Source organism: Streptomyces sp. NPDC088124, assembly GCF_040685895.1.
In the GTDB taxonomy this organism is placed as follows: domain Bacteria; phylum Actinomycetota; class Actinomycetes; order Streptomycetales; family Streptomycetaceae; genus Streptomyces.
This window is the reverse complement of sequence record NZ_JBFBJB010000024.1, coordinates 20,962-35,578: the sequence shown is the minus strand read 5'-3', so window position 1 is coordinate 35,578 and position 14,617 is coordinate 20,962. Positions and strand designations below refer to the sequence as shown.

Below are 14,617 nucleotides of genomic sequence, written 5' to 3'. Positions count from 1 at the left end.
CAACAGGTGCGTCGTCTTTCGATTGACCCGGTACGGCGCGTCTCGTCGGGTTTCCCCCAACGTAGCAAACAGCCCGCGGGGACGGGTACGGAGAGAGCGGCGTCCTACAGATAGAGCCCGGTCGAGTCCTGGGACCCCTCGAACCGGTCGGCGGCGACCGCGTGCAGATCACGCTCCCGCATCAGTACGTACGCCACCCCGCGCACCTCGACCTCGGCCCGGTCCTCCGGGTCGTACAGCACCCGGTCCCCCGGCGTCACCGTACGGACGTTCTGCCCCACGGCCACCACCTCGGCCCAGGCCAGCCGACGGCCGACCTCCGCCGTCGCCGGGATGAGGATGCCGCCGGACGAGCGCCGCTCGCCCTCCGGGATGTCGGTCCTGACCAGCACGCGGTCGTGCAGCATCCGGATGGGCAGCTTGTCGTGTTGGCTGGGGGAGTTCTCGCTCACGCCCCAGAACCTACCTGCCCGCGGCGCGTCCGTGCGCCAGAGGGGTGACACGGACCGCCACGGGAACGGCTCATCCCTTCCGGCGCTTCGCCGGCCTGCCCGCCATCACGAGCAGCCCCACCAGCCCGACCGCGAGCAGCGCCACCGGCACCACCCGCTCCAGCCTGGGTGCGCCGTCGTGCCCGACGAACGGCGCGCGCACCCCCGCGACCGTCCTGTTCACGGCGACGAACGCCCGCCCCGCCGTCTGGTCCACCCGGGAGGCCACCCTGGCCTTCGCGTCGCCGACGATCGTCTTCGGGTGCACCCGCACCCCGATCTCGTCCAGCGTCTCGGCGAGCTGCCCGCGCCTGCGGACGATGTCCGCCTCGATCTGCGCCGGGGTCCTGGAATCCGACACCGCGCTGCCTCCGTCGTCGTGTCCGGTAGTCCTTGGGCGACAGTCTGTCAGCTCCACCCCGACCGCACCCGACGGCACCCCCGATTACGCTCGGCACGTACGACCGCGAGCCTGCCCCACGGCCTCACGATCCCACGGCCTCACGACCTACGGAGAACCATGAGCGAGCGACTCACCCCCGGCGACACCGCCCCCTCCTTCACCCTGCCCGACGCGGACGGCAAGGACGTCTCGCTCGCCGACCACAAGGGCCGCAAGGTCATCGTCTACTTCTACCCCGCCGCGCTCACCCCGGGCTGCACCAAGCAGGCGTGCGACTTCACGGACAACCTCGACCTGCTCGCGGGCGCCGGCTACGACGTCATCGGCGTGTCACCGGACAAGCCGGAGAAGCTCGCGAAGTTCCGCGACCAGGAGAGCCTGAAGGTCACCCTGGTCGGCGACCCGTCCAAGCAGGTCCTGGAGAGCTACGGCGCCTTCGGCGAGAAGAAGATGTACGGCAAGACCGTGACCGGCGTGATCCGCTCCACGATCGTCGTCGACGAACAGGGCAAGGTCGAGCACGCGTTCTACAACGTACGGGCCACGGGCCACGTAGCGAAGATCATCAAGGACCTCGGCATCTGACCCCCCGAGGACGGCCCACCGACGACGCTGTGACCGAAGTCCCACTTCCGCGGGACTTCGGTTTGCATCCGCCACCGCCGTACAGAAGGTTCCCTTGGACTGCTTCACTCCGAGGAAAGGACCCGCGCCATGGCCGGCCAGGAGCACGACGAGGCCGCCGACCCCGCGGCGGTCAAACGTCACCCCACCCTCTTCCGCACGATCAGGCAGCGGAAAAACCCCAAGCTGCGCCGGTCGGACATCACCGTCACCGATGAACGAGCGGTCAAGCGCGCGGTGAAGGCGGCCTCCCTGGGCAACGCCATGGAGTGGTTCGACTTCGGCATCTACAGCTATCTCGCGGTCACCATCGGTCATGTCTTCTTCCCTTCGGGGAACCCCACGATCGAGCTGCTCTCCTCCTTCGCGACGTTCGCGGTCGCCTTCCTCGTACGGCCACTCGGGGGAATGTTCTTCGGCCCCATGGGTGACAGGCTCGGCCGCAAGAAGGTCCTCGCGCTGACGATGATGCTGATGGCGCTCGGCACCTTCGCCATCGGCCTGATCCCCTCGTACACCACGATCGGCTTCTGGGCCCCGGCGCTCCTGATCCTCTTCCGGCTGGTCCAGGGCTTCTCCACGGGCGGCGAGTACGGCGGGGCGTCCACCTTCATCGCCGAGTACGCGCCCGACAAGCGCCGCGGGTACTACGGCAGCTTCCTCGAATTCGGCACCCTCGCCGGGTACGTCGGCGCGGCGGGCCTCGTCACCGCGCTCACCGCGGCGCTCGGCTCCGACACGATGGAGGCCTGGGGCTGGCGCGTACCGTTCCTCATCGGCGGCCCGCTCGGCCTGGTCGGCCTCTACCTGCGACTGCGCCTCGACGAGACGCCCGCCTTCCGGAAACTGGAGGCGGACAGCGCCCACGCCTCGGAGGCGGCGGACCAGGTGGAGACGACGACGAAGGACGACCTGGTCGACATCTTCCGCCGGTACTGGCCGGCGCTGATCCTGTGCATCGCGCTCGTCGGCGCGTACAACATCACCGACTACATGCTGCTCTCGTACATGCCGACGTACCTCTCGGACCAGCTCGGCTACAGCGAGACACACGGACTGCTGATCCTGCTCGGCGTGATGGTCGCGCTGATGCTGATCATCAGTCAGGTCGGCAGGCTCAACGACCGCTACGGCCGCAAACCCCTCCTGATGAGCGGCATGCTCGGCTTCTTCTTCCTCTCCCTGCCGGCCTTCCTGCTGATCAAACAGGGCGGCGTCCTCCCGATCACGGCGGGCATGCTGATGCTCGGCCTCTCCCTGGTCTGCCTCCTGGGCACCATGTCGGCCGCGCTCCCCGCGCTCTTCCCCACCCACGTCAGGTACGGCTCCCTGGCGGTCGGCTACAACCTCGCCGCCTCCCTCTTCGGCGGCACGACCCCCCTGGTCATCACCGCCCTCATCAGCCTGACCGACGACGACCTGATGCCGGCGTACTACGCGATGGCGGCGGCACTGGTGGGCGTGATCGCGGTGGCCTGCATGAAGGAAACGGCCCGCAAACCGCTCACGGGCTCACCCCCGTCGGTGGAGACGAAGGAGGAAGCGGTGGAACTGGTCCAGTCCCAGACCCCGGAACCGAAATTCTGACCCCGCCACGACCCGCCCCTCCTGGCGACGGCTCGCGGCCTCGATACGGGTCGTTTCACCCGGCGCACCCGGGGGTCGGCGCGACCGTACAGGAGCCCGGCGGAGAGGTCGCCTCCCGCTCACCGGAAGGGACTTCGGCCCGATAGCATGAAGAGCAGCATGCGGCCGTGTTGTAACTGGCAGCCAAGCTGGGTTTAGGTCCCAGTGGGAGAAATCCCGTGTGGGTTCGAATCCCACCGGCCGCACAGCAGCCGATGGGCCCCGTCCGAGTGGGCGGGGCCCATCCGCGCGGCTCAGCCCAACAGCTCCCGCACCACCGGTACCAGCGCCCGGAATGCCTTGCCGCGGTGGCTGATCGCGTTCTTCTCCGCTGCCGTCAGTTCCGCGCAGGTGCGCCTCTCGCCGTCCGGCTGGAGGATCGGGTCGTAGCCGAAGCCGCCCGTGCCGGCCGGGGCGGCGCGGAGTGTGCCCCGGAGGCGGCCTTCGACGACGCGTTCCGTGCCGTCCGGGAGGGCGAGGGCCGCGGCGCAGGCGAAGTGGGCCGTGCGGTGGGGCGGGGCGATGTCGGCGAGTTGGGCGAGGAGCAGGTCCAGGTTGGCCCGGTCGTCGCCGTGGGTGCCCGCCCAGCGGGCGGAGAAGATGCCGGGGGCGCCGCCCAGGACGTCGACGCAGAGGCCGGAGTCGTCGGCCACGGCGGGGAGGCCGGTGGCGGTGGCGAGGGCGTGGGCCTTGAGGAGGGCGTTCTCGGCGAAGGTGACGCCGGTCTCCTTGACGTCGGGGATGTCGGGGTACGCCTCCGCCCCGACCAGGTCGTGCGGGAGGCCGGCGTCGGCGAGGATGGCCTTGAGTTCGGTGATTTTCCCGGCGTTGCGGGTGGCGAGGATCAGGCGGGTCATGCCCACCAGTATCCGTACCGTACGGACGCGCCCGGCGGGCGCCCGTACGGTACGGGGCGGGCGCTACGGGGCCGGTCAGGCCGTCCGGGCCAGGGCCTCGTTCTGGATGGCGGCGAGGTCGACGCAGCCGGCCGTCGCCAGGTCCAGCAGCGCGTTCAGCTCCTTGCGGTCGAAGGGCTCGGCCTCCGCGGTGCCCTGGACCTCGACGAAGCGGCCGTCACCGGTGCAGACGACGTTCATGTCGGTCTCGGCGCGGACGTCCTCCGCGTAGCAGAGGTCGAGGAGCGGCGCGCCGTCGACGATGCCGACGCTGACGGCGGCGACGGTGCCGGTGAGGGGGCGGCGGCCGGCCTTGACGATCTTCTTGCCCTGGGCCCAGGCGACGGCGTCGGCGAGGGCGACGTAGGCGCCGGTGATGGCGGCGGTGCGGGTGCCGCCGTCGGCCTGGAGGACGTCGCAGTCGAGGACGATGGTGTTCTCACCGAGCGCCTTGTAGTCGATGACGGCGCGCAGGGACCGGCCGATGAGGCGGCTGATCTCGTGGGTGCGTCCGCCGATCTTGCCGCGTACGGCTTCGCGGTCGCCGCGGGTGTTGGTGGCGCGGGGCAGCATGGAGTATTCGGCGGTGACCCAGCCTTCGCCGCTGCCCTTGCGCCAGCGCGGGACGCCTTCGGTGACGGAGGCGGTGCAGAAGACCTTGGTGTCGCCGAAGGAGATGAGGACGGAGCCCTCGGCATGCTTGCTCCATCCCCGTTCGATGGTGACGGGACGGAGCTGTTCGGGGGTGCGGCCGTCGATTCGAGACATGGCCGTGAGCCTATCCGGAGGCGGGGAGGAGCCTGATCCGGTGGTCGTGACCGTGGTCGGATTCAGGCCCCGTCCGTGCCGCGCGGCGTCGGGGGCGGGCCGGGCCCGCGCCGGGCCGCGCCCGTTCTGCGCCGCGGCTGCCCGCGCCGCGGCTTCGGCGGATCTACATCATGTCTTCGATGTCCGCCGCGATGGGGTCGGCGTCCGTGCCGATGACCACCTGGACCGCGGTGCCCATCTTGACCACGCCGTGGGCTCCGGCGGCCTTGAGCGCGGTCTCGTCGACGAGGTCGGGGTCGACGACTTCGGTGCGGAGGCGGGTGATGCAGCCCTCGATCTCCTCGATGTTGTCGAGCCCGCCGAGCCCGGCGACGATCTTCTCAGCCTTGGTGGCCATGTCTTTACTCCCTGACGTTCGAACACAGACCGTTTCGTCACCGTAACGCACGGTTGGCCCATCTTCGCGGGCGTGCGGTCACGCCGTACCGAATGATGGCGGGGAGAAGCCTAGCCCAACTGGTCTACACCAGTCGTGGCGGGATGACAGAGGGGCGGGCCGGGCCCTGCCGGACAGGGCCCCGACAGGGCCCGGGGACGGGAGAACGCCGATGAGCGCCGACAGCACCGCCGCGCCCGGGCAGCCGGCGGAGCCGCGGCAGCGGCGCTGGAGCGGGCTGTTCCAGGGGCTTCAGAAGGTCGGCCGGAGTCTGCAGCTCCCGGTGGCGGTGCTGCCCGCCGCCGGTCTGCTGGTCAGCCTGGGCAATCTCTTCTCGGCGTATCTGCACGGGCCGTTCTGGGACAGGACGGCGAAGGTGTTCACGCAGGGCGGTACGGCGATCCTCGACGGGGCGTTCGGGCTGCCGCTGCTCTTCTGCATCGGCGTGGCGATCGGCTTCGCGAAGAAGGCGGACGGCTCGACGGCGCTCGCCGCGGTCGCCGGTTTCCTCGTCTACCACAACGTGCTGGCGGCGTTCCCGGTCGGCGGCTCGGTGACGAAGGCGGCCCCCGAAGGCGTTCCGCAGAACCCCGGGGTGCTCGGGGGGATCCTGATCGGGCTGCTCACCGCGGTGGTGTGGCAGCGGTTCCACCGGACGCGGCTGGTGGACTGGCTGGGCTTCTTCAACGGGCGGCGGCTGGTGCCGATCCTGATGGCGTTCATCGGCGTGGTGCTCGGCGTGGCCTTCGGGCTGCTGTGGCAGCCGGTGGGTGACGCGCTGACGGCGTTCGCCAAGCAGCTCATCGGGCTCGGCGCCTGGGGTGCGGGGATCTTCGGGGTGGCCAACCGGCTGCTCATCCCGATCGGTATGCATCAGTTCCTGAACACGTTCTTCTGGTTCCAGGCGGGTTCGTTCACCAAGCCGGACGGGACGACGGTCCAGGGCGATCTGACCCGCTTCTTCGCGGGGGACCCGTCGGCGGGACAGTTCATGTCGGGGTTCTTCCCGATCATGATGTTCGGCCTGCCGGCCGCCGCGCTGGCCATGACGCACTGCGCGCGCCCGGAGCACCGCAAGCGGATCGCGGGGCTGATGCTCTCCGTCGCCCTGACCTCGTTCGTCACGGGCGTGACCGAGCCGCTGGAGTTCTCCTTCATGTTCGCGGCGCCGCTGCTGTACGGGGCGCACGCGCTGCTGACGGGCGCCTCGATGGCGATCACCTGGGCGCTGGGGGTGCACGCGGGGTTCAGCTTCTCGGCGGGGCTGATCGACTACGTCGTCAACTGGCACCTGGACACCAAGCCCTGGCTGATCATCCCGATCGGCCTGTGCTTCGCGGTGATCTATTACGTGGTCTTCCGCTTCGCGATCACCGTGTTCGACATTCCCACACCGGGGCGGGAGCCCGAGGAGCTGGAGCGGGAGGGCGAGCAGCAGAACACCAGGGCGTGACGGCCCGGCGGGCCCGGCGACGCGTAATCCACGTCACATTTTTCGCCGAATTACGGCGGTTCCTTATCCCTTCCTCACCGTGTACAACTGGTCTAAACCAATAGTGGTGTAGACCACGCGGCCGTGCGCCGCGTTCCCCCTGGAGGAAGTTGATGTCCACGGCCAGCGCCGCCCCCGCGGCGGAGAACAAGCCCGCTGCGGAGAAGCCGAAAAGGGGCAGCGGTGTCATGTCCGTGATGCAGCGTATCGGGCGCAGCCTGATGCTGCCCGTCGCCGTCCTGCCCGCCGGGGCGCTGCTCGTCCGGCTCGGGAACGCGGACATGCTCGGCCGTGACTCGTTCCCCGCGTTCGTCACGAAGATCGCGAGCTTCATGGCCGCGGGCGGCAACGCGATCCTGGACAACATGCCGCTGCTGTTCGCCGTGGGTATCGCGATCGGCTTCGCGAAGAAGTCGGACGGCTCGACCGCGCTCGCCGCCGTCACCGGCTATCTGGTCTTCAAGAACGTGCTGGCCACCTTCACCGACTCCAACCTGCCCAAGGTGGCGCAGGTGGTGGACGGCAAGGTCGTGATGACGGACGCGCCCGTCGACGCGAAGGTGCTGGGCGGTGTGGTGATGGGCATCGTGGTCGCCCTGCTGTACCAGAGGTTCTACCGGACGAAGCTGCCGGACTGGGCGGGCTTCTTCGGCGGCCGGCGTCTCGTCCCGATCCTCTCCGCCTTCGCCGGACTCGTGATCGGCATCGCCTTCGGCTACATTTGGCCGGTTCTGGGCGCCGGTCTGCACAACTTCGGTGAGTGGCTGGTGGGTTCGGGCGCGGTCGGCGCGGGCATCTTCGGTGTCGCCAACCGTGCGCTGATCCCGGTGGGCATGCACCACCTCCTCAACTCGTTCCCGTGGTTCCAGGCCGGCACGTTCGACGGGAAGAGCGGCGACATCAACCGCTTCCTGGCGGGCGACCCGACGGCGGGGCAGTTCATGACCGGCTTCTTCCCCATCATGATGTTCGCGCTCCCCGCGGCCTGTCTGGCCATCACGCACTGCGCGCGCCCCGAGCGCCGCAAGGCCGTCGGCGGCATGATGCTCTCGCTCGCGCTGACCGCGTTCGTGACGGGCGTCACGGAGCCGATCGAGTTCACGTTCATGTTCATCGCGCCCGTGCTGTACGCGATCCACGCGGTGCTGACCGGTGTTTCCATGGCGCTGACCTGGGCACTCGGCATGAAGGACGGCTTCGGATTCTCGGCGGGCGCGGTCGACTTCTTCCTCAACCTGGGCATCGCGACCAACCCGTGGGGGCTTGCGTTGGTCGGGCTCTGTTTCGCGGCCCTCTACTACGCGATCTTCCGCTTCGCGATCGTACGGTTCAATCTGCCGACGCCGGGCCGGGAGTCGGACGAGGAGCTCGCCGAACTCCGCAAGGCCGAGGCCAAGTAGACGGCTCTCCCGCTCCCCCAGGGCCCCGTGGGCCCGGCCGATGTCAGGACCGGCCGGGCCCACGGTCGCGTACGCCGGGCGCCGGATCCCGGGCGCCGGATCCCGTGCGCCGAGTCTCGGGCGCCGGGTCCCGTGCGCCGCGTCAGATCTCGTAGACCGCGCCCGGGACGGCCAGTTCCGCCGGGCCCGCGTACACGTCGCGCGCGTCGGCCAGGTTCCGGTCGCCGTCCGTCCACGGCGGCACATGCGTGAGGACGAGCCTGCGGGCGCGGGCGCGGGCGGCGTGGGCGCCGGCCTCGCGGCCGTTGAGGTGCAGGCCCTCCACGTCCTCCTTGCCGTAGGTGAAGGCCGCCTCGCAGAGGAAGAGGTCCGTGTCCTCGGCCAGCTCGACCAGCGGGTCGCAGACGCCGGTGTCCCCGGAGTACGTGAGGGACCTGCCGTCGTGCTCGACGCGGATCGCGAAGGTGTCGACGGGGTGCGCGACCTTCTCCGTACGGACGGAGAACGGGCCGATGTCGAACGAGCCGGAGCCCGGCTTGAGGGTGTGGAAGTCGAAGACCTCGCTCATCGCCTTGTCCGAAGGGGTGTCCGCGTACGCCGTGGTGAGGCGCTGTTCGGTGCCTTCGGGGCCGTAGACGGGGATCGCGTCGCAGCGTCCGCCGTCGAAGCGGTAGTAGCGCGCGACGAAGTAGCCGCACATGTCGATGCAGTGGTCGGCGTGGAGGTGGCTGAGGAAGATGGCGTCGAGGTCGTAGAGACCACAGTGGCGCTGCAACTCTCCGAGGGCGCCATTACCCAGGTCGAGGAGCAGCCGGAAGTCGTCGGCCTCTACGAGGTAGCTGGAGCAGGCCGATCCCGCGGAGGGGAACGAGCCCGAACAGCCGACGACGGTGAGCTTCATGGAGCGGGAACCTCCGTGGCGTGGACGGCGGGGCGACGGGGGTCGTGCGAGGTAGAGGTCGCGCGGACAGGTGAGGCGGCGTCGCGTGCCGATGGGCGGCGCCTGGCGGCGTTGTCGTCAGCCGACGACGCTCCGCGTCGCCTCTCTCCTCCGCCTTGCCGGACTTGCCCCTCGCCCCGCTCCTTCCTCCGCCTCACCTGTCCGCGCGACCTCTTACCGAGCGTAAAGCGCGAAAGGGCTGGTCGCTCCTTCACAGTGGTCCGTTGTGGGGGAACTCACCCAGGACGTCACTGGTTCGGATGGTCCGTACGGGTGGGCCCGCTCCCCGCGCCGTGTTTCCCGGCCGCCTGCGCGCCCTTTCACACTCCTTCGCGCGCCTTCACGCCCCTTCTCGCTCCCCTACGGCGGGTCAGGAGAGCCGGTCGGCGCCGTGTCCCGCTCGGGCTTGTGGCGTGGAGCACGAGCGGGCGGGGCGGCGAGGGGCGCGGGGGCCGTGCTCCCCGGGGACCACGGCCCCCGTGCCGCCCTACCGCCCGCCGCCCGTCGCCGCCCCGGCCGCGGGCACTACGCCCAGAGCTGGCCGTGCAGCCTCTCGATCGCCTCTTCGGTCGTCGCCGCGGTGTAGACGCCCGTCGACAGGTACTTCCAGCCGCCGTCCGCCACGACGAACACGATGTCGGCGCTCTCCCCCGCCTTGACCGCCTTCCGGCCCACGCCGATCGCCGCGTGCAGCGCCGCGCCGGTGGAGACGCCCGCGAAGATGCCTTCCTGCTGGAGGAGTTCGCGGGTACGGGTGACCGCGTCCGCCGAGCCGACGGAGAAGCGGGTGGTGAGGACCGAGGCGTCGTAGAGCTCGGGGACGAAGCCCTCATCGAGGTTGCGCAGCCCGTAGACGAGGTCGTCGTAGCGGGGCTCCGCCGCGACGATCTGGACGGAGTCGACGTGCTCGCGCAGATAGCGGCCGACACCCATGAGCGTGCCCGTGGTGCCCAGGCCCGCCACGAAGTGGGTGATGGACGGCAGGTCGGCCAGGATCTCCGGGCCCGTCGTGGCGTAGTGGGCGCCCGCGTTGTCGGGGTTGCCGTACTGGTAGAGCATCACCCAGGAGGGGTTCTCCGCCGCCAGTTCCTTCGCCACCCGTACGGCGGTGTTGGAGCCGCCCGCGGCGGGGGACGAGACGATCTCCGCCCCCCACATCGCGAGCAGGTCGCGCCGTTCCTGCGAGGTGTTCTCCGGCATGACGCAGACGATGCGGTAGCCCTTGAGCCGGGCCGCCATGGCGAGCGAGATGCCGGTGTTGCCGCTGGTGGGCTCCAGGATCGTGCAGCCGGGAGTGAGCCGGCCGTCCTTCTCGGCCTGCTCCACCATGTGGAGCGCGGGCCGGTCCTTCACGGAGCCGGTCGGGTTGCGGTCCTCCAGCTTGGCCCAGATCCGTACGTCGTCCGACGGGGAGAGCCGGACGAGACGGACCAGGGGCGTATTGCCGACCGCCGCCAGCGGGGAGTCGTACCGCATCAGACGGAGCGCTTCGGGTCGGGCGCGCCGCCGGCCACGGCCGGGAGGATGGTGACGCTGTCGCCGTCGGCGAGCTTGGTGGAGACGCCGTCCAGGAAGCGGACGTCCTCGTCGTTGAGGTAGACGTTGACGAAGCGGCGGAGCTGGTTGTCCTTGGCGGGGTCGATCAGCCGCTCCCGGATGCCGGCGTGCCGGGTGTCGAGGTCGGCGAAGAGCTCGGAGAGCGTGTCGCCGGTGCCCTCGACCGCCTTGGCGCCGTCGGTGTAGGTGCGGAGGATGGTCGGGATGCGGACCTCGATGGCCATGGCATGGGCTCCTGTCGGGAGACTTCGTGACGGGCGGGAGACTGCGTGACGGGCGCGCGGCTCGGGCCCCCCGCGCGAGGGGGTGGTGCGGCTTGCGGAGATGCGACGACGTGCGGGTACGGAAGACCGCGCTCCGGGCAGGCCGTCGCTCAGCCGGCGGCGCGGCCGGGACAGATGGCGCTGGCGAGGCGGCACAGATCGACGTGCAGCCGCGCCACGAGCAGCGGTGTGCTCGGCGTCTTGTCGCTCACGTCGATGGAAACCATGCGCTCATCGTATCGATTCCCGTTTGGCGCCCGGGAATGCCTTCCCATTGGGTGGACGCCTGACGTCCACGGAGTGGACAGCCGGGCGGAGAGGGCACAGGACCCGCGGCGCGGGGCCGGTCAGACGATCTCCACGGGCTCTTCCTCCACCGTGCCGTCCACGATGCGGTACGAGCGGAACTGGAAGGGGCCGGAGCCGTCGGTGTCGGCGGTGGAGACCAGGACGTAGTGGGCGCCGGGCTCGTTGGCGTAGGTGATGTCCGTACGGGAGGGGTACGCCTCGGTCGCGGTGTGCGAGTGGTAGATGATCACCGGTTCCTCGTCGCGGTCGTCCATCTCGCGGTACAGCTTGAGGAGGTCCACCGAGTCGAACTCGTAGAAGGTGGGCGAACGGGCGGCGTTCAGCATGGGGATGAAGCGCTCGGCCCGGCCGGTGCCCTCGGGGCCGGCGACGACGCCGCACGCCTCGTCGGGGTGGTCGGCTCGCGCGTGCGCGACGATCTGGTCGTGCAGGGCCTGGGTGATGGTGAGCATGAAGAAAATATAGAGGGACCGGCACGCGCGCCCCCGGATCAGGGGGTGGGCCAGGATCCGGGGGCGAGGCGAGGCGAGGCGGGGCGGGAACGGGCAGGCGTCAGGGGCTGCCCGTACGGGTCACTCGGCGGGGGCGTACTGCGGCGCGTCCGGGGTGCCGGAGGGCTTCGACCGCTGCGGGGTGCGGTTCTTCACGTACCGCCAGCCGATCGCGAGGAAGACGGCCCAGACCGCCCCCACGTAGAGGGAGATCCGCGCGTCGCTGTCGTACGCGATGAGGCAGGTGACCAGGGCGAGGAAGCCGGCCGCGACCCAGCTGAAGAGCGATCCGCCGGGTGCCGGGAAGGACGAGGCGGGCAGCCGGCCCGCCTCCACCGCGCGCCGGTAGCGGATGTGACTGATCAGGATCATCATCCAGGTCCAGATACCGGCGGCGGTGGCGACCGAGGTCACATAGCCGAACGCCTTCTCCGGGACGATGTAGTTGAGGACCACACCGATGCCCATCAGGGCCACGGAGACGGTGATGCCGACGGCCGGGGTCCGGCGGGCGTTGAGCCGGCCGAAGGCGCTCGGCGCCTCGCTGTTGGCGGCGAGGTCGCGCAGCATCCGGCCGGTGGAGTACATGCCGGAGTTGCAGGAGGAGAGCGCGGCGGTCAGCACGACGAAGTTGACGATGCCCGCGGCGAGCGGGATGCCCATCGTCTCGAAGGCGTGGACGAAGGGGCTGGTGCCCGCGGAGAACTCCGTCCACTTGACGACGGAGAGGATCACGAGGAGCGCGCCGACGTAGAAGACGATGATGCGCCAGGGCAGCGTGTTGATGGCCTTGGGGAGGGTCTTCTCGGGGTTCTCGGACTCGCCCGCCGTGACACCGACCAGTTCGACGGCGAGGTAGGCGAACATGACGCCCTGGAGGGTCATCAGGCTGGAGCCGATGCCGTTAGGGAAGACGCCCTTGTGCTCCCAGAGGTTGGCGGCGGTGGCGGTGTCACCGGCGTCCGAGAAGCCGAGGGTGAGCACGCCGAGACCGATGACGATCATGCCGATGATGGCGGTGACCTTGATCATCGAGAACCAGAACTCGACCTCGCCGAAGATCTTCACCGAGATCAGGTTCACCCCGAAGAGGACCACGAGGAAGACGAGCGCGCTGACCCACTGGGGGATCTGCGGGAACCAGAAGTGGATGTAGATCGCGGCGGCGGTGAGTTCCGCCATGCCGGTGACGACCCACATCAGCCAGTACGTCCAGCCGGTGGCGAAGCCGAAGAAGGGGCCGAGGAACTCGCGGGCGTACTCCGCGAAGGATCCCGAGACGGGCCGGTAGAGGAGCAGTTCGCCCAGCGCCCGCATGATGAAGAAGATCACGACGCCGGCGAGGGCGTACATGAGGATGATGCTGGGACCGGCCTTGGCGATGTTCGCCCCGGCGCCCATGAAGAGGCCGACGCCGATCGCGCCGCCGATGGCGATCATCTGGACCTGGCGACTGCCGAGTCCGCGCTCGTACCCCTCTTCGCCCGGGCCGTGCCCGGCGGGACCGCCGGCGGACCCTTCGCCGCCGTACTCCTTGTCGACCTGCGCAGAGGTCATGGTCGTGCGCCCTTTCTCCATGCGGATCCGAGACCGTGCTCGGTCGCGGATCAGTTCGTGATCCCCCCCGGAAGTGGATGGAGTGCCGCCGGCGTTCGGCCGGTCGGAAAACACCCCCGGGGACAGGGGTGGCGTCCCCGGGGGGTCTGGCAGATCTATCACGGGAGGTCGGGCGGCCGGCGCCCGCGGCTGTGGCACAGCCCACAGGAAAAAGGGGACAAATCGCACCGCGAACCGCAAAGAAGGCCGCGGTGGTGACGGGATCGTTATGCCGAATTGAGCATCATTTGAGCGAATGGCGGATGCGTCGCGGGCGGCGGGACCTCAAGGCATCAGCGTCTCGACGAGTGACTCCTGGAGGGCGCCGAGCCAGAGGTACGCCATCACCATCGGCTTGCGCGGGTCGGAGTCCGGCAGCCGGTACAGCTCACCGCCCTCGTCCTCATCGGTGACCTCCAGCCGCGTACCGATCGTCAGGCGCAGGTCGTTGAGGGCGCCGAGCCAGTGCCGGCAGTCGTCGGGCGTCAGCTTCAGTACGGCGCCGCCCTCGCCCGTGGCGGTGAGCGAGTCCAGCGTCCGGACGAGCGCCATGCCGTCCTCGCGCTTGCGGTCCCGCAGGTCGTTCTCGGTGAACCGCCGGAACTCCGAGGAGTACTCCTTCAGCTCCTCCTCGTCGGCGCCGGAGTCCGGCCCCTCCGGGTCGCCGTACGCGTCCGGGAAGAGGCGGGCCAGCGCCGGGTCGGCCGGGGGTTCGCTGGGGCCCGGGGTGAAGAGCGCGGCGAGCGGGTCCTCCCCCTGGGCGGGTTCGTCGGCGGGGCCGATCAGCTCCAGCAGCTGCACGGCCAGCGAGCGCAGGATCGAGATCTCGACCTCGTCGAGCGCGACGGCCGCGCCGCCGCCCGGGATCGCCTCGAAGCGGCCGGCCATCAGGTGCGGTCCTGCGAGAGGGTCGCCCAGAGCCCGAATCCGTGCATCGCCTGCACATCGCGCTCCATCTCCTCGCGGCTGCCGCTGGAGACGACCGCGCGGCCCTTGTGGTGGACGTCGAGCATCAGCTTGTGCGCCTTGTCCTTCGAATAGCCGAAATAGGTCTGGAAGACGTACGCCACGTAACTCATGAGGTTGACCGGGTCGTTGTGGACGATCGTCACCCATGGCACGTCGGGCTCAGGGACCGCGAAGGTCTCCTCGGCCGATTCGGGGCGTTCGATCTCAGTCGGAGCAACACTCACGGTTCGGGACGACCTTCTTCTCTGCGGGGGGCGCCGGCATGCCGCGGCCTCACGCGTCCCATGCTGCCACCACGTGAGCGGTGTCGCACAAACGGCCACCGAGAAATCGTCAGAGTGACGAGTATTCGGGGT

General features: G+C 69.8%; 17 protein-coding genes, 1 tRNA gene and 1 riboswitch. Of the genes, 5 read left to right on the top strand and 13 right to left on the bottom strand.

What is annotated here, in order from left to right; all coding sequences use genetic code 11:
- Positions 1 to 5: 5 nt before the first annotated feature.
- Positions 6 to 74, bottom strand: a riboswitch (guanidine-III (ykkC-III) riboswitch).
- A gap of 30 nt (positions 75 to 104) precedes the next feature.
- Together AB0P17_RS20885 and AB0P17_RS20880 are read right to left on the bottom strand one after the other, a co-directional pair.
- A complete protein-coding gene (locus tag AB0P17_RS20885; RefSeq protein WP_329827408.1) occupies positions 105 to 407 on the bottom strand; it encodes a co-chaperone GroES in 303 nt (100 codons plus the stop codon).
- A 115-nt stretch (positions 408 to 522) separates the two neighbouring features.
- On the bottom strand, positions 523 to 852 hold the full coding sequence (locus AB0P17_RS20880; RefSeq protein ID WP_365813012.1) for a DUF3618 domain-containing protein: 330 nt from the start codon (positions 850 to 852) through the stop codon (positions 523 to 525).
- Between the two features lie 159 nt (positions 853 to 1,011).
- Between AB0P17_RS20880 and bcp the strand changes: the two genes are divergently transcribed.
- The 3 genes from bcp to AB0P17_RS20865 all read left to right on the top strand — a co-directional run bounded on the left by bcp (position 1,012) and on the right by AB0P17_RS20865 (position 3,350).
- Positions 1,012 to 1,479 carry a thioredoxin-dependent thiol peroxidase gene (bcp, locus tag AB0P17_RS20875; RefSeq protein WP_365813010.1) on the top strand — a complete coding sequence of 156 codons (468 nt, stop codon included), beginning with the start codon at positions 1,012 to 1,014 and terminating at the stop codon, positions 1,477 to 1,479.
- A gap of 129 nt (positions 1,480 to 1,608) precedes the next feature.
- Positions 1,609 to 3,105, top strand: coding sequence for a glycine betaine/L-proline transporter ProP (gene proP, locus AB0P17_RS20870; protein ID WP_365813008.1), 1,497 nt, complete (start codon positions 1,609 to 1,611; stop codon positions 3,103 to 3,105).
- A gap of 161 nt (positions 3,106 to 3,266) precedes the next feature.
- Positions 3,267 to 3,350, top strand: a tRNA-Leu gene (locus tag AB0P17_RS20865).
- A gap of 48 nt (positions 3,351 to 3,398) precedes the next feature.
- Here AB0P17_RS20865 and rdgB read toward each other — a convergent pair.
- The 3 genes from rdgB to AB0P17_RS20850 all read right to left on the bottom strand — a co-directional run bounded on the left by rdgB (position 3,399) and on the right by AB0P17_RS20850 (position 5,205).
- Entirely contained in the window at positions 3,399 to 4,001 is a 603-nt protein-coding gene (rdgB, locus tag AB0P17_RS20860) for an RdgB/HAM1 family non-canonical purine NTP pyrophosphatase (protein ID WP_365813006.1), read from the bottom strand.
- A gap of 75 nt (positions 4,002 to 4,076) precedes the next feature.
- On the bottom strand, positions 4,077 to 4,808 hold the full coding sequence (gene rph, locus AB0P17_RS20855) for a ribonuclease PH (RefSeq protein ID WP_365813004.1): 732 nt from the start codon (positions 4,806 to 4,808) through the stop codon (positions 4,077 to 4,079).
- Between the two features lie 163 nt (positions 4,809 to 4,971).
- The gene (locus AB0P17_RS20850; protein WP_365813002.1) at positions 4,972 to 5,205 is read right to left on the bottom strand and encodes a PTS glucose/sucrose transporter subunit IIB; all 234 of its coding nucleotides are present in this window, start codon (positions 5,203 to 5,205) and stop codon (positions 4,972 to 4,974) included.
- A 211-nt stretch (positions 5,206 to 5,416) separates the two neighbouring features.
- Between AB0P17_RS20850 and AB0P17_RS20845 the strand changes: the two genes are divergently transcribed.
- On the top strand, positions 5,417 to 6,697 hold the full coding sequence (locus AB0P17_RS20845) for a PTS transporter subunit EIIC (RefSeq protein WP_365813000.1): 1,281 nt from the start codon (positions 5,417 to 5,419) through the stop codon (positions 6,695 to 6,697).
- Positions 6,698 to 6,849: 152 nt separating this feature from the next.
- On the top strand, positions 6,850 to 8,136 hold the full coding sequence (locus AB0P17_RS20840) for a PTS transporter subunit EIIC (protein ID WP_365812999.1): 1,287 nt from the start codon (positions 6,850 to 6,852) through the stop codon (positions 8,134 to 8,136).
- Positions 8,137 to 8,278: 142 nt separating this feature from the next.
- On the opposite strand, the gene AB0P17_RS20835 is transcribed toward AB0P17_RS20840, so the two are convergent.
- The 8 genes from AB0P17_RS20835 to clpS all read right to left on the bottom strand — a co-directional run bounded on the left by AB0P17_RS20835 (position 8,279) and on the right by clpS (position 14,485).
- Positions 8,279 to 9,037, bottom strand: coding sequence for an MBL fold metallo-hydrolase (locus tag AB0P17_RS20835; protein WP_365812997.1), 759 nt, complete (start codon positions 9,035 to 9,037; stop codon positions 8,279 to 8,281).
- A gap of 564 nt (positions 9,038 to 9,601) precedes the next feature.
- The gene (locus AB0P17_RS20830; protein ID WP_365812995.1) at positions 9,602 to 10,552 is read right to left on the bottom strand and encodes a cysteine synthase; all 951 of its coding nucleotides are present in this window, start codon (positions 10,550 to 10,552) and stop codon (positions 9,602 to 9,604) included.
- The gene (locus AB0P17_RS20825) at positions 10,552 to 10,857 is read right to left on the bottom strand and encodes a MoaD/ThiS family protein (RefSeq protein ID WP_365812993.1); all 306 of its coding nucleotides are present in this window, start codon (positions 10,855 to 10,857) and stop codon (positions 10,552 to 10,554) included. The genes AB0P17_RS20830 and AB0P17_RS20825 overlap by 1 nt, the downstream gene beginning before the upstream one ends.
- A gap of 149 nt (positions 10,858 to 11,006) precedes the next feature.
- The gene (locus AB0P17_RS20820) at positions 11,007 to 11,123 is read right to left on the bottom strand and encodes a putative leader peptide (protein WP_365812991.1); all 117 of its coding nucleotides are present in this window, start codon (positions 11,121 to 11,123) and stop codon (positions 11,007 to 11,009) included.
- 120 nt (positions 11,124 to 11,243) lie between these two features.
- Positions 11,244 to 11,657 carry a M67 family metallopeptidase gene (locus AB0P17_RS20815; protein WP_365812989.1) on the bottom strand — a complete coding sequence of 138 codons (414 nt, stop codon included), beginning with the start codon at positions 11,655 to 11,657 and terminating at the stop codon, positions 11,244 to 11,246.
- Between the two features lie 120 nt (positions 11,658 to 11,777).
- A complete protein-coding gene (locus AB0P17_RS20810) occupies positions 11,778 to 13,136 on the bottom strand; it encodes an amino acid permease (protein WP_365813164.1) in 1,359 nt (452 codons plus the stop codon).
- Between the two features lie 441 nt (positions 13,137 to 13,577).
- Positions 13,578 to 14,180: a DUF2017 domain-containing protein gene (locus AB0P17_RS20805; protein WP_365812987.1), complete on the bottom strand. Its 603-nt coding sequence runs from the start codon at positions 14,178 to 14,180 to the stop codon at positions 13,578 to 13,580.
- Positions 14,180 to 14,485 (bottom strand): ATP-dependent Clp protease adapter ClpS, encoded by a 306-nt coding sequence (clpS, locus tag AB0P17_RS20800; protein WP_329826863.1) that lies wholly within the window; start codon positions 14,483 to 14,485, stop codon positions 14,180 to 14,182. The genes AB0P17_RS20805 and clpS overlap by 1 nt, the downstream gene beginning before the upstream one ends.
- Positions 14,486 to 14,617: the final 132 nt, after the last annotated feature.